Below are 18,461 nucleotides of genomic sequence, written 5' to 3' on the forward strand. Positions count from 1 at the left end.
TCCGGGACGAAGAGGTGCTTCGTATTCGTGATTTCCACGGGTTACGCTTCGCTCGCTGAAGCGATCGGCGCTAAACCCGTGGCTACACACAGCGTCCCTTCGGGACGGGCGAAACCGGTGGCTACAGCCAGCGTCCTTACGGGACGGATGAAGTCTGTGGCGAAAGGCAACGTCCGTACGTGCGACGGATGTGGCCCGTGGCGAACACCAGCGTCTCGGTGTGACGAATGCCTGCGAGAGAGGCTACAAGAAACAAAAAAGCCCCGCGTCGAACTGGTCAACGCGGGGCTAGTGTTTTGGGTGAGCGAGCAATCGAGAAGACTGCTCATTCACGATTAGAATTCTGGGATCACGCCGCCGTCGTCACGAATGCTGAGACGCTTGAGGACGTAGGTCGGAGTCGACTTGGTCAACAGCTGGACGTGGCCGTCCATGAAGCCAACCATCGCACCAGCGGGGTGAGCCGCGAGGAGAGGGTTGTTGAGACCAAGTGAGGTACCGCCAGTGCCGACAGCGCCCACACCGTTGCCGCCAGGAGCGGGAGCAGTGTCTGCGGTCCCTTGGCGATTGTTGATACCAACTGGATGGCTGACCGAAACCAGGTTGTAAACCGAGTCAGCAGCGATCGTCGAGAGCGTGGGAACGCTCTGAGGCGGAGCCTGTTGATTGGCACCGGCTCCCAAGCTCGTACCAGCGAGCCAGCCGCCACCCATGGACATGGCTGGATTCAAGCGAGCAGCAGCGTCGGTGTAGTACCAATCCGCGACTTCGCCGACAATGATCGTGTTGGCCGTGCCGTCGGTGCAAGCTGCCATCGACAACGATTCGTTGATGGGCAACATGCCGTTACCAGCCACACCGGTTGGCTGCGGAGTGGTGCTGGTGGCCGAACCCACTGGACCCGAGGCATAGCGAGTGTCGGTCACAGTCTGGCCGGTGGTTTGGGTGTCGTTAGTGCCACCCATGATGCCGACATACGAGGGCACGACAATGATGCAGGACGTACCGATGGTCTGCGTTTCTGGCAGAGGGCTCGATGGGCACAGCATGTACTTGATCTTGGCGTTGCTGGCGGCGCCCAAGGTGCCGGTCACAGGATTCGTATTGCCCACACCGGTCCGATAGTCGGAACCTGCGACGTCGGCCGCTTGAATCTTGGTGAACAATGGTTGTTGTTCGCAGAAAGGGAGCGTGGCAACCAGCCACGAAGAACCCATGCTGCCTGCGTTGTAGGCAGTCGGGATGGTGCGGACGCGGGCACCGTAGGGGAGTGTCAGATAAGTGTCGTGGTAGTTTTGCAAACCCAAGGCCAATTGCTTGACGTTGTTACCACATTGCATACGACGAGCAGCTTCGCGAGCCGCTTGCACCGCTGGTAGCAGCAGTGCGACGAGTACGCCGATGATCGCGATGACCACCAGCAACTCGACGAGTGTAAAGCCTCTTCTCTTCATGCTTCCGTTCCCCGAAATACGAATAAATAAAAACAGACGACCGACTTGGTGCCTCACCAAGCGGCCGGACATGTCTCTAAAATTCGCACAGAGGGCGCGAAAAGTCAACCAAATTGGCTGGGCTTTCGTACACCGAGTAGCGTCAGGGCCGGCGGTCAGCGTGGGGAGAGTGACGGCCAGCATGTGAGGATTGGGTTAGCAAATGCGCAATAATCCCTCCGTTGCAACTAGTCCAGTGGTAGGTACGAGGCAGTTCGGAGCCAGCAAAAGGTGCCACTTCCGGCGAAGTGGCACCGCCGTTAAGTCCAGCAAACGACTAGGAAAAATCTCTTAGAATTCCGGCAGCACACCGTTGTCGTCACGAATGGCGAGCCGCTTCAGCACGTACGTCGGCGTTTGCTTGGTCAGCAGTTGGACGTGGCCGTCCATGAAACCGACCATCGCACCCGCTGGGTGAGCCGCCAACAGCGGGTTGTTGATCCCAGGCTGGGCCTGACCACCAGTGCCAGTGCCACCGATGCCCTGCGTACCCGCATTTGGATGATTGTCCGCAGTACCTTGGCGATTGTTAATGCCAACCGCATGTGTGACGGTGCTGATATTGTAAACATCGTCAGCACCGATGGTGGTGAGTGTGGGAATGCCCCTTGGTGGCGTTTGTTGATTTGTGCCTTGACCGATGTCGGAGCCAGCCAACCAACCAGCAATCATCGACCGGGCGGGATTGAGCCGCTGACCGTTATCGTTGTAGTACCAGTCGGCCGTTTCGCCCACGATGATAGTATTGGCAGTTCCGTCAGTGCAGGCCGCCATCGACAGCGATTCATTCAATGGCAACATGCCATTGCCGGCAACGCCTTGGCCGCTCGTGGCAGGAGGGCCGCCAGTCACTGCCGAACCCCAAGGACCACTCGCATAGCGAGTGTCCGTAACGGGTTGACCGGTGGTTGCATTGTCAGGTGAACCACCCATGATGCCCGTGTAAGACGGAATCACCAAGATGCAACCCGTACCCAGAGTCTGCGTTTCTGGCAGCGGACTGGAAGGGCACAGCATGTACTTAATCTTGGCATTGGTTGCCATACCCATCGGGCCAGTCTGGGGATTGGCCGTGCCATTGCCGACCCGGTAATGATTGCCAGTGGCCAGCACGTCCGCGGCAATGACTCTGTTAAACAAGGGCTGCTGTTCACAGAAAGGTAACGTGGCAAAAAGCCACGAAGAGCCCCAGCTGGCCGCGTTGTAGGCCGTGGGAACCGTTCGCACGCGCGCTCCGTAAGGAAGCGTGTTGTACGTGTCGTGGTAGTTTTGCAAACCCAACGCCATCTGCTTGACGTTGTTACCACATTGCATACGACGAGCAGCTTCGCGAGCCGCTTGCACCGCTGGTAACAGCAGTGCGACGAGTACGCCGATGATCGCAATGACCACCAGCAACTCGACGAGTGTAAAACCCCGTCTTTTCATGTCAGAACCCTTGAATGAAGAGAATGAATAGAACAATCGGCCGCTTCGAGCGAAGCAGTCGTTGGACCACGAGATAAGGAATCGATGACGAGCTGATTGATGACGAGCTGATTGATGACAAGCGGATCAGTGTCGAGTAGATCGGAGACAAGTAGATCGGTCGGAGAATCAATTCGCCTCTGCGCGATCCGACTCACTCGGGCAGAGGCATCTTTGGTCGGGGGTTCGTGTTCGCTGCCCTGTTCACTACTGGGTGGCAGCATTGCCGAGACTCGCTGCAGGGTGGCTAAGATTTGCAGCCGCTCCCAGGTCTGAAGCGGAGCCAGGCGACGTTCAAACTGCAGTTCGAAAGAGGCTGTTTCCGAGGCCGAAAGAGCCGCCGAACCGGCCGCCGGCTGACGAGAATTTTCGTACGCCAGCGCGATCTCGCGCAGCGCATGAATGATTTCGGAATCGAGAGAGGAGAGGGTCGACACAAGAAACTCCCGTTGTGAGCTCTGTTCGCCACCGAAGTATGCAAATAGTCCGATAGGGTGTCAATCTTTTTCGCACTCGAAATCTAAATATTGCTGGCGTGGATGTGCATTTTACGCATCAAAAACGCGTCAAACTGTCGTGCCGCACGCGTAATCAAAGGTTGTTTTAACGACCCTCGTGATTCAAAATCATACAGTCAATTAGTTAGTGTGCTAAAATAATGCACTGGTCCGTTTAGGGGAAATTAATCTACCCTTGCCAAGGATGCGTACTAAATTTGACTGGGCGTCCCCTGGCAGTTCCGTCGTGGCCTGATTGGCTCCGCGCAGCGACGTTTGTTACGATGCAGGGAGTGACCTGGCAGACTGTCTTAGCCAGTCGCGTCCTTTTCGAATTGCGGCGAATAAATCATGAAATTCATCGAGATGACCGGCAGAGTTCTCAAGGAAATCATCAAGGACGATGAACTGCATGTTGCCGATCTGGGCGGCGCAGGGATCGCCGAAGACACCATCGTGCGGATCAATCAGCAGGGAGACATTGAGGTTCGACGTACCGACCGCTGGGACTGCATTGGCGGCCTGCTGGGGAACTACGAGCAGCGGCTGCAGAAGCGAACGGGCCTCGACTGGGCGTAAAGGTTGGAAGAGATGGGGGGCGAGAGGCGGGGGACGAGAGCAGGCAGAAAAACTGCGGAGCAGCGTTTGACAAAGAATCACGAGTCGAACAGATTCGAGCTTTCCTCACGTTCAGGGGTTGATTGCTTCGCCGGGGCTGGTCGTGACGACCGGGGCCAGGGCAGCGGCGAGTCGACGCTGAAATGGGGGAGTTGGAGATGCTGCCAAGTGGTAATCAAATGGTTATCAAGTTTTTGGCTGAATCCCCAGAAACTTCGTCCTAAGTTGATTGCCTGCAGGAGGTTCGAGCAAATGGTTATCGCGCAAAAAACGCTCAAAAAGTTATCAAAACTGGTTATCAATGGCTATCGCGAGCCGGCTGGTGGCTTTTCGGCAAATTGGCCGGCTGGCATTTGACCGAGCCCGGTTTGCGACCTAGATATCAGTTACGCACTTGCTTTGCCTCGCTCATGGCAGATGCGTTTCACAAGCCCGACTACCACCCCGGTGAGCACTTCATCGCCGTGGGTAAGGTGGGATAGGGCTTGGATTTTCCTTTTCGTTCGCGATTCTGGCTGGGCTTGCTCGTGGAGCGCCCGCGCCAGGATTCGCACTTCGGCCCAAGCTCTGCTCTCGCCGTTCGTCGGAGGCTGGTGTGACCACGTTGACTATGGATTGGAGCTCGCAGGGACAGGCCACTGCGCCCAGCATCGGCTTTGCCCCGGACGAGCCGCGCGGGGATCTCATCAGCCAGCAGGTGCAAGTTGCCTTGGCTGGTGCCCAGGCCGATCGGCAGATCGAACGGAGGACCGAGACACGGCATCCGTATCCGTACCCGATCCATATGACCCCCGTCGATCGCGACGGCCACCCGCTGGTCGATCAGACCTTTGTCGTGGTGGGAAAGCATGTCTCGAACCACGGGGTCGACTTTTATTATGCTCAGCCGGTCGAGTGGTCGAAGGTAATCGCCTCGTTCAACTTGCCCGAAGGTCGCTGGATCGGCCTGCTGATGGAGCTGACCTGGTGCCGCTTCAGTCGTCACGGGTGGTACGACAACGGCGGCCGCTTCGTCAGCGTGGTGCCCTCACCGCTGGGCAACGCGTAGCGTTCTGCACCGACATATTGCCCACGAAGGTTGCCGCCAGCCTTCAATTCGCAAGCCTGGAATCCAGGCAAAGTGAGCCGTATTCCCCGTGGCCAACACGCGGCCGTTTACAATCGCCATCTCGCTAGCCCAGGCAAGCTACCCAAGAAACCGAGAAGCCCCAAGCACGTGAACCTCGTTGAAAGAGGTTCCCATCCTTGGGGCTCGTTGATCGTGGATCAATCAGCCGTGAAAGCAGGTGCTAGCGGCCGATCGAGATTCCCCAGTGCACGTTGCTGCCGCGGTGGGCATGCCCGTGATGATGGTGGTAGTGGGGATGGTGATATCCGTGCCAATAGTACGGCGGCGGAGCATAGTAGCGTGGCCCGTAGACGTGTTCGACGATGACCGGCGGCGGGGCGGGCGGGGCTGGAATCGCAGCCGTGTAGGCCGATTGATAGCGAGCCTGCGAGGTCGGAGCGGTTTGCATGGCTTGCAGCACCGAGTCTGGCACGCCTTGATTCCGCAGGTAGATCAGATCGTTCACTTGCAGGGTTTGCGTCACGCCGTTGGAACGAACGTGGGTGACGATCACTTCTTCGCTCAGGCCAGCGCGGCACATGGCGACGACATCTTGGGGAGCAACGGCGCCCTTCACGGCCTGCTGGGCTGAACCGCTGGCATAGGCCTGTTGCTGAGCTTGCTGCCGGTCCTGGTCGATTCCCTGGCCGATGGCGTTACCGGTAATGGCACCGACGGCACCACCGATGAGACCGCCTGCGAGGGCATTTTGGCTCTTATTGCCGATGGCGGCACCCAGCCCCGCACCGGTGAGGCCACCGAGCACGGTGCCATTGCGCTGATAGTTGGGCGTTTGGCAGCCTGCCGAAACCACCGTCGAGAGCGTCACGCCCACCGACAGCAAGAGAATGACGAGCGACTTCATGTCTGTTTCTCGTTTGCGATTCGTCTCAAATCCATTCACGTCAGCAATCCATGCACACGCGTTCTGCGATCCCAGGCTCAGCCTGAAGCCCCCGGCTACTCCCCCTCAAACCTTGAGAGAAAAACACCGGTCGCGAATGTTCGCCTCTTCCGCCCGTAGCGTCAAGACGAACTCCCCGCTCGCTCCTAGCCATTTACCGCAGCTAGCACGCACTTTTCCTTGCGCGCAGCGGAATGCTTCGTTATCTTCATCGGCATTCCACCCAACGGAGTCGAATGAATTGAGATTCCAAGAATCACAAGTGTTGAAGCCGCCCAGCCTAAAAGGAAAATGCTAGCACGATGCGGACATTCGATGCTACAACTAGCAACTCAATTCACGCCAGAAGACAGCGCACTCGCTACCAGACTTTGATACGTAGCGCACTCGATCGGTTAAATCTTTATGGACAAGCCAAGCGAGATCACGCCTGCCCTCGATGACCTCTATCGAATGGTTGCTTCAATATACGAAGAGAAAAACTCGCAGCGCCCGCCGACGTCAACTTTTGCGCATTTCGTCGAAACTTGCGGAATGCTAACGATAATCGATCGCAAGAAAAAGCGTGACGAAATCACAATTGTTGACGCTTTGTGTAAGAGCCTAGGATGGTTTTTTCCTCTGCTAGCAAGACTCCGCGTGACAAGCGTTGAAGAGCTTGTTTATCGGAAGTATCCATATGCCTGCCCATATTGCCGGCTAGTTCCGCACAGCGACAAGCAATGCAAGACCACCAAGGGCACCGAGGCAACCCTCAACCACGATGCGCTGATAGTCAAGTATCAAGAGAATCAGCACAGACGACCTAGCGGGCTGAACGAATGGCAAAAGATGTTCGACCTGATTTACCCAAGGGAAGCGAGTGCATTAGGTTCCGGTCGTAGCAGTTTGGGTCTACTTGAAGAAATTGGAGAATTAGCAGAAGCTATCCGCGTTTTCGACAAATACCCAAAGTATTTCGCAGGTGAGGCCGCGGATGTGTTTTCATACATCATGGGCGTTGCCAATGAGTTCCAGATCAAGCAAGAGATGGAGGGCGGTGAATTCGACTTCGAGAAGGAGTTTCTTCTCCGCTACCCAGGTCTATGCCTCCAATGCGGATATGAGTCGTGCGTCTGCCCGAGCGTTCCAGAGTCGACGGTTGGTCGGCTGGCAAAGGAACTCGATCTAAGCCCAACTGAGCTGTTCTGCTCAGACATGACAAAACACTTGAACAAAGGCCGCGAGTTTGGTGCCAACTTGCTCGACGGTCTTGGTGGCCTTCCTTCAGTAGCAGGTAGGTTGCCTCTAGACCGCGGCGAAACCAACAGAGCGCTTGTCCTACTCTGCTTCAAACTTGCGGACGAAGTCGAGAAGAGAGATTCCAGTTTGGCAATCAATCTCCGTCAAGCTGCCATGAAAACAGCTGCGGATACTAGAGCGGCTGGCAGCCGTGGACAATCATCCGCGTATCAGGATGTTGTCAATCTTCTGGGGAGTGTATGGCCCCTGCTTGACCTCGCGGCAATTCCAGATGATTCGTCCATGTCCGCCCGGGTTGGTAAGACACTTCGCGCAACATCGTGCCGAATAGGGATTGTCACGGCGCTCCCAAAAGAGTTTGCCGCGATGAGAGCAATGCTCGATGAAGAAAGAGACCTGTCGATTGCTGGGGACCCAAACACATATGTACTGGGATCCATTCCAGCACCCGACAACAAGGGATCACATGTCGTTGTTGTCACGATGCTAAAAGAAATGGGTAACAACAGTGCCGCAGCGGCAGCAACTCATCTGCTTAGGAGCTTTCCTTCAGTAGACGAAGTCGTCATGGTTGGGATTGCTGGCGGAATCCCCAACTATGAGAATGCCGGTAGTCATGTTCGTTTGGGTGACATCGTTATATCGCGTGGACAAGGCATAGTTCAGTACGACAATCTAAAAGTCGGTAATTCCAAGATAGAATTGCGTGGTTCCTCAGATAGGCCATCGTCAAACATGGTTGGTATAATAAATAGGCTTGAATCCGAGCGGCTCATGAACAAGTATCCCTGGGATGAACTAATTGAGCGAGGGTCGAAGTTGGAATTGGGGTTACGCCCCGACCAGAGCCTCGATGTTCTTTACAAATGGGATGGGGATGTTGCAACCAGAGTCGACCATCCTGAAATTGAAAGCGATCCTCGTAAGGGAAAGCCTAAGCTCCATTACGGAAAAATTGGAGCCGCCAATACGCTGCTAAAGAATACAATGCTCAGGGACCGAGTTGCCAAAGATTGTGGAGTTATCGCCATTGAAATGGAAGGCTCAGGCATTGCCGACGCTGCCTGGATCGCAGGAAAGAACTACACAATCATCCGGGGAATCTGCGACTACTGCGACCCAAAGAAGAACGACCATTGGCAAATGTATGCCGCCGTAGTCGCGGCCGCTTATGCCAGAGTGCTGATTTCGCATTTGCCATTGAGCAATGTTGGATTGGAGCCATCTAAATAGCTATCGTGAGTCCTACCGCCGTTCGGCACGAGGTCGGCGGGGACAAAAAAAGAGCACGGTGCCATTCGTAGCTAGTGCAAAATCATGGCTCCACTGAGGCAAGCTCAGTGGTGGCCAAGGCGGGGTGTCTGCCAGTCCTTCAAGAGGTAAAGCGGCTTTACCTTATTAAGATAAAGCCGCTTTATCTCCACTCCAGACTTTACGCAACCGCTACCGCGCATTGAACTTGCGCTGATCCACTCATCGTTGCGAAGTCGGCGACGACGCAAAATCAGCGGTCGTGAATCCGCGAGGATCACGGGGAGATGTAATTGAAAAACGTTTCCATGCGGATGGTGACTTTTTGGATGACGGCGAGCGGGGTGAGGGTCTGGGTGTAGACGACGGCGGAGGCGGCGGCACCCATGGGCAGGTCAACGTCTTCTTTCAGCTTGATGCGGACGGCGAAACGGCTGCGAGCGGCGTCGGTGATCTCGGGGAGTTGCCCGCTGGGCAGGAGTTGCCCTTTGTCGGAGGCGGGGATGATCGTTTCGACTTCCCCTTTCAAGATCTGGCCGGGCTTGTTGGCAAAGGCGAGTTCGACCGGGTCGCCGGGGGCAATCACTGCGAGCGCGCTCTGGGCAAATGCTCCAACCACGATTCCTTGATCGGAAGTATTGACGAACGTCATCACGGCGCTTGAAGGCGTCACGATGGAGCCATTGCGAATCTGCAGGTTCGTCACGAATCCGTCGTGTGGCGCGACGATGGTTGTTTCTGCCAGGTTTAATTCAGCAGCTGCCAGTTGTTGGCGAACTTGGGCGACCGAAGTGAACTCGTTCCCTACCTTCGAATCGAGTTCCAGCTGCGCGCGGTCGCGACTGGCGTTGGCTGAGTCGAGTCTGGCACGCGCAGCCTGAAATTGCTTCTCGTCGTTATCGAGTTCAGCCTTGGCAATGGCTCCCGAGACGACCAGTTTTTTCGAGCGCTCGTAGTCGGTTTGCTTATCCGTCAGATCGGCCTGGGCCGTGACAATCGCCGCTTCTGCCGATTTGAGCGCGGCCGCCAATTCGGGCTCGTCCTGGTTCGCGGCTGCAAGTGCCGCCTGCAAGCGGCTGACCTCGTATTGGAACGGACGAGCATCCAGCTTGAAGAGGACATCGCCTTCTTTTACATGCGTATTCGGTTGAACGGCAACTTCGATGACGCGCGAAGGTTGCGAAACCCAAGGAACGATCGGAATCACGTTCTGAAAGACCCGCACCTGCGACGAATAAGGATGGCAGTAGAGCATCGTCAAGTAGATGCCCAGGATGCCGATGGTTCCCACCAGCGTGACAGCGATCTTGTAGGTGAGATTGAAGGGGAGCCACTTGAAACGAAAGAAGATCAGCCAGACGACGAACAGATAAAGCAGCGTGAGCACAAATATCATCGGCTGGCCTCCCGAACGGCTGCTGTGCCTGAATACCACATGGCCCAGACGAAGGCGATGATCCAGACCGGCGGCAGCAGAATTCCCAACCAGCCGGCCGCGCGCACCGCGTCCGTTTGTGGATGCTGACGAGACTCCGCAATGGTTCCTGGCAGCGACCCCAGCCAAACAATCAGCACGATGCCGATGATGACAAACGAAAACAGAAAAGAGATCGCCATCACGTTAAACAGCGGATCGAAAAAATCGAACATCGGCGGCCTCGCCCGACCTACGAGTGGAGTGGAATCGACTGCACCCGCGTTATCTTTCCCTTTGCCTCGCGAGAATGCAATCGTCCTGGGTGAGGCCTAACCGGACTTTAGCGAACTGGCTCTGGCTCGCGCGGCGGTGATTTGATCTGCGGTGAGCTTGTCGGGGTTGTTGCGTTTGGGATGTCGCACTTCGAACATCAGGTTGCTGGCATCGTCGTTGTGTTCGTGGCCGAGCAAGCAGTGCCCCAGCTCATGTGCCAAGATGCTGGGAAAGTAGCTGGCCACAGCTTCGTCTCCCTTTTTCAAGGCAATGACGGCCGCTTTGCCGCCACCCACGCCGCCGATCTTGCCAGCCAGGTCGTAGACGAAACCCACACCTACGCCGGGCGTGCCCGTGTTGGGCGAGATCTTGTTGACGAACTCGATCCACATGCCGGTGTCATCGTCGGGCACCCACATTTCGCGATCGCCGATCGTGACCGGGCCGAATTCGATCTTGGCCTGAGCCCAGATTTTGTTGGCCCCTTGGAAGGTCTTGTCGATTTGCTCTTTCGACCAGAACGAAGGAATCGCCAGGCCGTTGGTCAGTGGCCGCAGCTTGGGGTTGTCGCGAGCCTCGGCCTTCTTCTCGCCGGACGAAGGATAGAGATCGAGAATCCAGGCCTGCACGGCAACTTTTAGGGTGGGCGTAGACATGCGAGCCGATCGTCAAAGGTTTTGCGCAGGAAGGAGGTACTCTCCTGCCTAGCGCAAAACGGGGCTCGATGTTACAGGCCGTGCTAAGGCTTGGCCTTTTCGGCTTCTTTCTTGGCCGCTTCCGCTTTGATCACGTCTTCCTTGGCAGCTTGATCTTTCGCTGCCCGCTCACGAGCTTCGGCTGCTTTCGCTGCTTCATCCTTCGCGATTTCCCTGGCGATGGCTAGCCGTGCGGCTGCCGCAGCTTTGGCTGGTTCCTTTTTCGCAAAGTCAGCAGCGGCCTTGCTTGCGTCTTCCGCATCGATGGCTGCGGCCGCGGCAGCTTCCTTAGCGAGCACATCGCCCCGCTTAGCAGGCTCGGCATTCGCGCCTTCTTCCTTGGCGGGAGCGGGAGCCGGCCCTGGATTCTTCTCGCGGTATTCGGCCCACTTCTTAAAGGTCTCGGCTCGCTTGGCTTCTTCAGCAAAGCCGATGATCCGCGGATTGGTCAGAACCTGCTGCGGGTCGCCGACGGTCTGGCCTTCGCGCACAGGAAAGTAGGCTTTCAGGTCTTGCTTGGTGAGGAAGATCGCCGCGGCGAGCGCGGCGTCGCGAACTTCGATCTTGTAGATGACTTTGTCCTTCTCGTGCATCTGCGTGACGACGTTCTTATCGGTCAGCAGTTTTTCGACGAGCGGCATGTGCGAGTCGTCGCCCATCGACGCAACCGTCGCCAGTGCATAGTAGGCCATGTGAGGCTGGCGGTTTCCCTTGAGGATCTTCTCGGCGGGAATGAGGCCTTCCTTCATGCCGAACCGCTTGGCCAGCGACATGGCCTGATAGGCGGCCCAGTCTTCGCTGCGGACGATCACGCGGACGACCATCTTGCGCGGGATCTCGTGGCGGGTGCCATTGCCGATGGCGTCGGCCAGTGAAGGCTGATTGCAAAAGCTGAACACTGCCTGCATCGTTTGCTGATTGAGCGTGATGTCTTCTTCGCCGGCGGCAAACACCAGCGCGGCCACCTGGCCAAAGTTCAGCTGCAGGCCCGTGTTAACGCCCCCCAGCTGCTGCAATTGCGACAACTGCTGATACTGAGTCACGCGCGAGGCAGCGACATCGGCCGCTGACTTGGGATTGTTCTCGATAGCCTGCAACAACTCGGCATCGGCTTTGGTGAGATCGACAAACACCGCGCGGGCGTTGGCATCGTCGCCATACACCTTTTTAAAGCGGCCCCAAGCGGGCAGAGCGTAGTCGTCAGTAGCCTCGGCCCCGCGCAAAAACGCATCGAGCCGCCGTTGCAGGTCGAGCTGGCGAATGCGCCCCAGAATCCGTTCGGCCCGGTAGCGAATCTCGCGATCGGGATGCTGGACGGCGTCTTCCACGGCTTTGTAGGCAGGCAGGCCGATGAGGGCCAGTTGTTCGGTCGCCGCTTCGCGCGCGGTGAACTCGTCGGCTCCTAGTTCGTCGATGAGGCGCTTGATCGTCGCGGCATCGGCCTTGGGTGCCTTGCCTTCGGCAGCTCGCGCGCTGCTGGTCGAAAGCCCAACCAGTGCGAACACGAACGAGAGAGCAACAAGCGAGCGCAGGTGGTGAGCGGATTTCATTCCCGACCCTTTCTCACGCAGACGATAGAGACAGCGGTACCGCAGCGGCCTGACAGCCGCGCAGATGACATCGAAGAAGCTCGATTATATCCGCCTGCGAGCGGACTCTGCGAGCATTCGGTGGACAAAATTCTTCAGGTAACCGAGGGGCTGTCTGCTAAGAAGCCGATGCCTGGCTAATGGCACCGACACTGCGGTTAGCTTTTTTGTTATCCACAGCTTCGCGAATGGTCTCGAACACCTGGTCGGTGGGACGCATGGCATCCACCGTGGTGAGCAGACCCTGCAGGCGATAATAGTCCAGCAAGGGAGCCGTTTGGCGGTGATAGACTTCCATTCGCCGGCCAATCGTTTCCGGAGTATCATCCGGGCGATTCTCGGCGGTTGCCCGACGAAGCATGCGACTGACGAGCTCTGACTCGTCCGCCCGCAGTTCGATCACGATATCGAGCGGTGTGCCCCGCTGGCGAAGAGAGTCGTCCAGCGACTTGGCCTGCTGAATCGTGCGCGGGAAGCCATCGAACATGCAGCCGTTGACGAAGTTGGGCTTGTCGAGCTCTTCGCCCACCATGCTGAGGACGATGGGATCGGGAACGAGCTGTCCCTTGTCCATGTACTGAGCAGCGAGGCGGCCGAGAGGTGAAGCCTGTTTGCCGCGAAGCAACTCCCCGGTCGACAGATGAGGGATCTGAAGATACTCGAGCAGCCGCTTGGACTGTGTACCTTTACCGGCGCCTGGCGGCCCGATGAACACGATCAGCATCGTAACCTCGCGGCCAAGACCCCCATCGGTGATAACTCCTGGCTGACGAGCGGGGCTGGCAGTTCCGCCTCAAAAACTGCCAACCCAAACTACAGCCCCATCGACCTACGCGTCTAGCAAACCACGATAATCACGCATCACCAGATGGCTATCAATCTTTTGAATCAAATCGAATGCCACACTCACGGCGATCAGCAGACCTGTACCGCCGTAGAAGCTGGCCACGCCCGCATCAACCCCCAACGCACTAGAAATGATCGTGGGCACAATCGCGACCAGGGCGAGGAACGCGGCACCGACATAAGTGATGCGAATCATCACCTTTTCCAGGTGTTCGGCGGTGCGACGACCCGGGCGATAACCGGGAATGAACGTGCCGAAGTCCTTCAGGTTCTCGGCCATTTCCTTCGGATTGAAGGTGATGGCCATCCAGAAGTAGCTGAAGAAGTAGATCAGCGCGACGTAGAGCAAGTTGTAGATGAACGAAGTTCCACTGCTGAGCGAATCGCCAATGGTCTTAAGCGTCGTGGCCAGGTCGCCATTCACATTCTGCAGCGACGAAGCCAAGATCTGGAACAGGAACGCCGGCAACATCAACATGCTGCTCGCAAAGATGATCGGCATCACGCCCGACTGATTGAGCTTGAGCGGCAAGTACTGGCGTGACCCGCCGTACACCCGGCGACCGCGAACATGCTTCGCACTCTGCGTCGGAATCTGTCGTTGGCCCAAGGTAATGAAGCAGACGCCCATCACCACGACCACAAACAGCACGAGCAGGATCACCAGATGATCGATGCCCATCCGACCGCTGGCATCCGCACCAACGAGTCTCCAATCCATCGTGCCAAAGAAGCGAGTCATCGCTGCGGGCATCTGAGCCAAAATACCGGCCATGATGAGCAAGCTGATGCCGTTGCCGATGCCGAATTCGTCGATCTGTTCGCCAATCCACATCACGAACATCGTGCCCGTGGTCATAATCAGCAACGAAGTGACGAACCAGGCCCAGTGCAGGTGGGCACCCGTGGCAGTAGACACTAAAAAGCTATCGTAGATAGGGACCGAGTTAGCACCCGGCGTCACCATCCCCTTCAGGTAGAAGACGCTTTGAATGATGCAGATGGCAACCGTCAAATATCGTGTGTACTCGTTGATCTTCTTGCGGCCGGTCTCGCCTTCTTTGCGCAGATCTTCCAGCGGCTTATACACGCTGCCGAGCAACTGCAAAATGATCGAGGCCGAAATGTACGGCATGATGCCGAGGCCGAGGATCGTAATGGTTCGCAGGTCCGAGGCGCTGAAGACGGCGACCTTGCGAAGCAAGTTGCCCAGCGGAGTATCGTTCTCCTGCGACAACTTCGCCGCCATCGCTTCCTGATCGATAATCGGCAGAGGAATCTGATAACCAAACCGGAACACAGCGAGCAAGATCAACGTAAAGAAGATCTTCTGCCGAAGTTCAGGAATGGTGAAGATTGCTCGGAATTTCTCCCACATGGCATCCATCCAGATTTTGTTGCGAGCGAATACTACCGTGGCAGCGGGGCCAGGGCCAAACAGCCGGTACCCAGACTACCAGAAAGCAAGGTAGCAAAAAAAGAGCAGCGCCACGATGCCGCTGCTCTTGAAAACTGTTCGGAGGTGGGACAAATCAGGCGAGCCCAGCAGTCAACTACTTCTTGGCAGGCTTTTTGTCAGCCTTTTTGGCGGCCTTGATCGCTGCTTGCTTTTCGGCAACCGGGGTGCGTCCTGGAACGACCGTCACGGTGCCACCGGCCTTTTCGATCTTTTCCTTCGCCGATTCGCTGAAGCGATGGGCCGAAACCTTGAGCTTCTTCGAGAGCTCGCCGTTGCCCAGCACCTTCAACAGATCGAACCGCTTCTTGAGCAAGCCTTTGCTCTGGAGCGATTCGACAGAGACTTCTTCGCCCGCTTCGAACAAATCTTGGAGCTGGCTGACATTGACTTCGATCACCGTGAGGGCGAACGAATTGGTGAAACCACGCTTCGGGACGCGGCGAACGAGGGGGCTACCACCACCTTGGAAGATCGACAGACCTTTCCAACCGGCGCGAGCCAACTGACCCTTGTGACCTTTACCCGACGTCTTGCCCTTGCCCGAACCAACACCGCGGCCGATTCGCATCGACTTCTTGTGCTTGTGGACGCCTTGATTAACTTCGTGCAAACTCATGACAACGTGACTCCCCGCAAGCGTTCCGTATCTTGGGTCGTGCGCAGTTGCTTCAGCGCCTTGATGGCCGCCTTGACGACGGTGATCTGGTTGCTGGTGCCCATGCTCTTGGTGATGATGTTCTTAATACCCGCTGCTTCGCATACCGAGCGGACGGCGGCTCCGGCAATGATGCCCGTACCACCACCAGCTGGCATCAACAGCACATCGGCCGAGCCAAACTTGGCTCGCACGGCGTGCGGAATGGTGTCATTCACCAGCGGGACGGTAACCAGGCTACGCGTAGCCTGCTTCTGACCCTTCTCAACCGCAGGGGGGACTTCGTTGGCCTTGCCGTAACCCCAACCCACACGCCCGCGGCCATCGCCGACGACGACCATCGCTGCAAAGCTGAAGCGACGACCACCCTTGACCACTGCGGCGCACCGCTTGATCTGGACGGTTTTGTCAACAAATTCACCGCGATTCGATTCGTTAGCCACGCTCGAATATCTCCTGCTGCTGCCGGCTGACCGATTGGAGGACTACAGCGCCGACTCTTGCCAAATCTCGTAACTGAATGGGACTAAAAGCTCAGACCGCCTTCGCGTGCAGCATCGGCCAGCGATGCCACCCGACCATGATACCGCAAATGGCCGCGATCGAACGCGACCTCTTTAATTCCCTTGGCGATCGCTCGCTCGGCAACGATCTTGCCCAACTTGGCTGCCGCATCCTTGTTGCCGCCATACTTGAACTCGGCTCGCAAGTCCTTATCGATGGTGTTGGCCGAAACCAGGGTGGTACCCGTGGCATCGTCGATAATCTGCACACCCAAGTTCTTATGGCTACGGCTGATCGACATGCGAGGACGCTCGGCACCGTGGCCAAACTTCTTCCGCACGCGATATGCCCGACGAATTCGTCGGCCGCCCAAAGTCCGCTGCTTGTCCATTGCCGTCTTTCCCTTCTCGTAGTGGGCATCCGCGTATTAGATGCCGCCGAGAATATCTTGCTTAAATTGCGAGGTCTGAATTCGTAACTGAAATTACTTCGAGGCTGCCTTACCGGGCTTGAGCTTGATCTGCTCGCCTTGGTAACGGACGCCCTTGCCTTTGTATGGTTCTGGTTTGCGGAGCTGACGCAACTCGGCGGCAAACTGGCCAACCTTTTGCTTGTCAGCGCCCTGAATCACAACGTGAGTGGCATCGGGCAAAGTGACCGTGAGACCTTCGGGGATCGCCCGCTGCAGTTCGTTGGCATAGCCAACACGCATGGCAATCATCTTACCCTTCAGCGTCGCTTGATAACCGACGCCGATGATCTCAAGTCGCTTCTCGTAACCGTTCTTCACGCCGAAGATCATGTTGTTGATGACGGCGCGAGTCAGGCCGTGGAACGCCCGAGCTTCACGCTCATCGTTCTGGCGGGCGACCGTAATTAGCTTGGTACCAGCGTCAACCGTCACGGAAACTTCAGGCCGGTGTTCCCAGCTGAGTTTGCCCTTCGGGCCTTCGACGTTGATCTGGCGACCTGTCACCGAGATCTTCACGCCGTCGATGATGGCGACTGGTTTATTTCCGATTCGTGACATGGCTCTTACCTCAAAAACTCGCACACTCGACGGGAAACTGAAAGCGGATCGGTTCGCTGCGATGGGCAGATTGCACTCGCCGAAGCGAGCTACGAAACTACCAAATTTCGCACAGCACTTCGCCGCCGACATTCCGCTGCCGAGCTTCGCGGTCGCTAACGACGCCACCGCTGGTGCTCAAAATGGTGATGCCTTGGCCATTCAACACGGGGCGGAGCTCCTTGGCACGACGAAACACGCGTCGGCCGGGAGTGCTTACACGCTTAATGTGCTGAATGACATGTTCGCCGTTGGGACCGTACTTCAGTTCCAGGCGGATCTGATGGACGGGGTCCAATTCGACGACTTGCCAATCCCAGATGTAGCCTTCGCGCTTGAGCACATCGGCCAAGCCACGCTTCACCAGGGAAAGGGGCACATCCACGTGAGGCCGCTCTACCGAGACGGCATTCCGGATGCGAGTCAACATATCTGCGATTGGGTCAGTCAACATGGTTACCGAGGACCCCTCTTACCAACTGGCCTTACGAACACCGGGAATCAACCCAGAATCCGCGAGCTTGCGAAAACAAATACGACAGATGCCGAACTTCCGATAGACGGCCCGCGGGCGACCGCACATTTGACAACGCCGGACGAGACGCGAAGGGAACTTCGGCGTCTCTTTGGCTTTGGCAATCTTCGATTTGCTTGCCACTGGTTATTCTCACACTGCAAAAAATGGATATCTCAGCGATCGTTGTCGCCGCCAAATCTGACGGGCCAACGATGCCAACGACGAGTTAAATCTCTGGCTACTTATTCTTGGGTTGATTCTCAGCCACGAAAGGAATGCCCAGAATCGTGAGCAGTTCCCGAGATTCGTCGTCCGAAGCATTTCGGACCACGAATGTTATGTTCATCCCCTGCACTCGCAGGTACTTGTCCGGATTCAATTCCGGAAACACCAACTGCTCGGCCAGGCCCATGCTATAGCTGCCATTGCCGTCGAACGCCTTGCGTGGCACACCGCGAAAGTCGCGGACGCGGGGCAGAGCGATCGAAACCAAGCGGTCGAAAAACTCGTACATCTTCCGGCCACGCAGGGTTACCTTGCAGCCGATCGGCATGTCTTCGCGAAGCTTGAACGCCGAGATGGCCTTGCGCGACTTGGTGATGATCGGCTTCTGGCCGGTAATCAAACCCATCGCTTCAACGGCGACCTCAAGGTGCTTCTTCTCTTGCGTGGCAATGCCGACGCCCATGTTCACGACGATCTTTTCCAGCTTCGGCAAAGACATCGGATTGTCGCGACCCAGCTTCTTCGCGAGAGCGGGGAGCGCTTCCTGGATGTACTTCGTCTTCAGGCGTGGAGGAGCTGACGGTCCGCTGGGACCGGCTTCAGCTGCTTCGGCTTTTGCTTTCTTAGCCACT

At 56.9% G+C, this 18,461-nt stretch carries 19 protein-coding genes; 3 read left to right on the forward strand and 16 right to left on the reverse strand.

Annotated features, from left to right (window positions below; all coding sequences use genetic code 11):
- Window positions 1-335: 335 nt before the first annotated feature.
- Together NA78x_RS25180 and NA78x_RS25185 are read right to left on the reverse strand one after the other, a co-directional pair.
- Window positions 336-1,454 carry a DUF1559 domain-containing protein gene (locus NA78x_RS25180; RefSeq protein WP_425615142.1) on the reverse strand — a complete coding sequence of 373 codons (1,119 nt, stop codon included), beginning with the start codon at window positions 1,452-1,454 and terminating at the stop codon, window positions 336-338.
- Between the two features lie 330 nt (window positions 1,455-1,784).
- Window positions 1,785-2,921: a DUF1559 domain-containing protein gene (locus tag NA78x_RS25185; protein ID WP_425615143.1), complete on the reverse strand. Its 1,137-nt coding sequence runs from the start codon at window positions 2,919-2,921 to the stop codon at window positions 1,785-1,787.
- 887 nt (window positions 2,922-3,808) lie between these two features.
- Between NA78x_RS25185 and NA78x_RS25190 the strand changes: the two genes are divergently transcribed.
- Together NA78x_RS25190 and NA78x_RS25195 are read left to right on the forward strand one after the other, a co-directional pair.
- Entirely contained in the window at window positions 3,809-4,036 is a 228-nt protein-coding gene (locus NA78x_RS25190; protein ID WP_425615144.1) for a hypothetical protein, read from the forward strand.
- A 634-nt stretch (window positions 4,037-4,670) separates the two neighbouring features.
- The gene (locus NA78x_RS25195; RefSeq protein ID WP_425615145.1) at window positions 4,671-5,123 is read left to right on the forward strand and encodes a hypothetical protein; all 453 of its coding nucleotides are present in this window, start codon (window positions 4,671-4,673) and stop codon (window positions 5,121-5,123) included.
- 241 nt (window positions 5,124-5,364) lie between these two features.
- Here the strand turns inward: NA78x_RS25195 and NA78x_RS25200 are convergent, their stop codons facing one another.
- Window positions 5,365-6,087, reverse strand: a complete 723-nt coding sequence (locus tag NA78x_RS25200; protein WP_425615146.1) for a glycine zipper domain-containing protein — start codon at window positions 6,085-6,087, stop codon at window positions 5,365-5,367.
- A gap of 405 nt (window positions 6,088-6,492) precedes the next feature.
- Between NA78x_RS25200 and NA78x_RS25205 the strand changes: the two genes are divergently transcribed.
- Complete coding sequence (locus NA78x_RS25205; RefSeq protein WP_425615147.1) at window positions 6,493-8,562, forward strand: hypothetical protein; 2,070 nt, start codon at window positions 6,493-6,495, stop codon at window positions 8,560-8,562.
- A gap of 295 nt (window positions 8,563-8,857) precedes the next feature.
- On the opposite strand, the gene NA78x_RS25210 is transcribed toward NA78x_RS25205, so the two are convergent.
- The 13 genes from NA78x_RS25210 to rplE all read right to left on the reverse strand — a co-directional run bounded on the left by NA78x_RS25210 (window position 8,858) and on the right by rplE (window position 18,460).
- The gene (locus NA78x_RS25210) at window positions 8,858-9,976 is read right to left on the reverse strand and encodes an HlyD family secretion protein (protein WP_425615148.1); all 1,119 of its coding nucleotides are present in this window, start codon (window positions 9,974-9,976) and stop codon (window positions 8,858-8,860) included.
- The gene (locus tag NA78x_RS25215) at window positions 9,973-10,230 is read right to left on the reverse strand and encodes a DUF3302 domain-containing protein (protein ID WP_425615149.1); all 258 of its coding nucleotides are present in this window, start codon (window positions 10,228-10,230) and stop codon (window positions 9,973-9,975) included. Before NA78x_RS25215 ends, NA78x_RS25210 begins: the two co-directional genes overlap by 4 nt.
- 96 nt (window positions 10,231-10,326) lie before the next feature.
- Window positions 10,327-10,926: a matrixin family metalloprotease gene (locus NA78x_RS25220; protein ID WP_425615150.1), complete on the reverse strand. Its 600-nt coding sequence runs from the start codon at window positions 10,924-10,926 to the stop codon at window positions 10,327-10,329.
- 83 nt (window positions 10,927-11,009) lie between these two features.
- Complete coding sequence (locus tag NA78x_RS25225) at window positions 11,010-12,515, reverse strand: hypothetical protein (protein WP_425615151.1); 1,506 nt, start codon at window positions 12,513-12,515, stop codon at window positions 11,010-11,012.
- 157 nt (window positions 12,516-12,672) lie between these two features.
- Complete coding sequence (locus NA78x_RS25230; protein WP_425615152.1) at window positions 12,673-13,278, reverse strand: adenylate kinase; 606 nt, start codon at window positions 13,276-13,278, stop codon at window positions 12,673-12,675.
- Window positions 13,279-13,383: 105 nt separating this feature from the next.
- A complete protein-coding gene (secY, locus tag NA78x_RS25235) occupies window positions 13,384-14,778 on the reverse strand; it encodes a preprotein translocase subunit SecY (RefSeq protein WP_425615153.1) in 1,395 nt (464 codons plus the stop codon).
- 175 nt (window positions 14,779-14,953) lie between these two features.
- Complete coding sequence (gene rplO / locus NA78x_RS25240; RefSeq protein WP_425615154.1) at window positions 14,954-15,475, reverse strand: 50S ribosomal protein L15; 522 nt, start codon at window positions 15,473-15,475, stop codon at window positions 14,954-14,956.
- Complete coding sequence (gene rpsE, locus NA78x_RS25245; RefSeq protein WP_425615155.1) at window positions 15,472-15,957, reverse strand: 30S ribosomal protein S5; 486 nt, start codon at window positions 15,955-15,957, stop codon at window positions 15,472-15,474. The genes rplO and rpsE overlap by 4 nt, the downstream gene beginning before the upstream one ends.
- Before the next feature lie 83 nt (window positions 15,958-16,040).
- Window positions 16,041-16,409, reverse strand: coding sequence for a 50S ribosomal protein L18 (gene rplR / locus NA78x_RS25250; RefSeq protein ID WP_425615156.1), 369 nt, complete (start codon window positions 16,407-16,409; stop codon window positions 16,041-16,043).
- Between the two features lie 93 nt (window positions 16,410-16,502).
- On the reverse strand, window positions 16,503-17,048 hold the full coding sequence (rplF, locus tag NA78x_RS25255; RefSeq protein WP_425615157.1) for a 50S ribosomal protein L6: 546 nt from the start codon (window positions 17,046-17,048) through the stop codon (window positions 16,503-16,505).
- 97 nt (window positions 17,049-17,145) lie between these two features.
- Window positions 17,146-17,541, reverse strand: a complete 396-nt coding sequence (gene rpsH / locus NA78x_RS25260) for a 30S ribosomal protein S8 (protein ID WP_425615158.1) — start codon at window positions 17,539-17,541, stop codon at window positions 17,146-17,148.
- A gap of 18 nt (window positions 17,542-17,559) precedes the next feature.
- Window positions 17,560-17,745 (reverse strand): type Z 30S ribosomal protein S14, encoded by a 186-nt coding sequence (locus NA78x_RS25265; RefSeq protein ID WP_425615159.1) that lies wholly within the window; start codon window positions 17,743-17,745, stop codon window positions 17,560-17,562.
- Window positions 17,746-17,842: 97 nt separating this feature from the next.
- The gene (gene rplE, locus NA78x_RS25270) at window positions 17,843-18,460 is read right to left on the reverse strand and encodes a 50S ribosomal protein L5 (protein WP_425615160.1); all 618 of its coding nucleotides are present in this window, start codon (window positions 18,458-18,460) and stop codon (window positions 17,843-17,845) included.
- Between the last annotated feature and the right edge of the window lies 1 nt (window position 18,461).

This window comes from Anatilimnocola aquadivae (genome assembly GCF_049819085.1).
GTDB lineage: Bacteria > Planctomycetota > Planctomycetia > Pirellulales > Pirellulaceae > Anatilimnocola.

What these genes read in the sequence shown, in the direction of transcription:
- NA78x_RS25180 (WP_425615142.1), bottom strand. Translation starts at nt 1,454, where the DNA reads ATGAAGAGAAGAGGCTTTACACTCGTCGAGTTGCTGGTGGTCATCGCG.
- NA78x_RS25185 (WP_425615143.1), bottom strand. Translation starts at nt 2,921, where the DNA reads ATGAAAAGACGGGGTTTTACACTCGTCGAGTTGCTGGTGGTCATTGCG.
- NA78x_RS25190 (WP_425615144.1), top strand. Translation starts at nt 3,809, where the DNA reads ATGAAATTCATCGAGATGACCGGCAGAGTTCTCAAGGAAATCATCAAG.
- NA78x_RS25205 (WP_425615147.1), top strand. Translation starts at nt 6,493, where the DNA reads ATGGACAAGCCAAGCGAGATCACGCCTGCCCTCGATGACCTCTATCGA.
- NA78x_RS25210 (WP_425615148.1), bottom strand. Translation starts at nt 9,976, where the DNA reads ATGATATTTGTGCTCACGCTGCTTTATCTGTTCGTCGTCTGGCTGATC.
- NA78x_RS25215 (WP_425615149.1), bottom strand. Translation starts at nt 10,230, where the DNA reads ATGTTCGATTTTTTCGATCCGCTGTTTAACGTGATGGCGATCTCTTTT.
- NA78x_RS25220 (WP_425615150.1), bottom strand. Translation starts at nt 10,926, where the DNA reads ATGTCTACGCCCACCCTAAAAGTTGCCGTGCAGGCCTGGATTCTCGAT.
- NA78x_RS25225 (WP_425615151.1), bottom strand. Translation starts at nt 12,515, where the DNA reads ATGAAATCCGCTCACCACCTGCGCTCGCTTGTTGCTCTCTCGTTCGTG.
- NA78x_RS25230 (WP_425615152.1), bottom strand. Translation starts at nt 13,278, where the DNA reads ATGCTGATCGTGTTCATCGGGCCGCCAGGCGCCGGTAAAGGTACACAG.
- secY (WP_425615153.1), bottom strand. Translation starts at nt 14,778, where the DNA reads ATGTGGGAGAAATTCCGAGCAATCTTCACCATTCCTGAACTTCGGCAG.
- rplO (WP_425615154.1), bottom strand. Translation starts at nt 15,475, where the DNA reads ATGAGTTTGCACGAAGTTAATCAAGGCGTCCACAAGCACAAGAAGTCG.
- rplR (WP_425615156.1), bottom strand. Translation starts at nt 16,409, where the DNA reads ATGGACAAGCAGCGGACTTTGGGCGGCCGACGAATTCGTCGGGCATAT.
- rplF (WP_425615157.1), bottom strand. Translation starts at nt 17,048, where the DNA reads ATGTCACGAATCGGAAATAAACCAGTCGCCATCATCGACGGCGTGAAG.
- rpsH (WP_425615158.1), bottom strand. Translation starts at nt 17,541, where the DNA reads ATGTTGACTGACCCAATCGCAGATATGTTGACTCGCATCCGGAATGCC.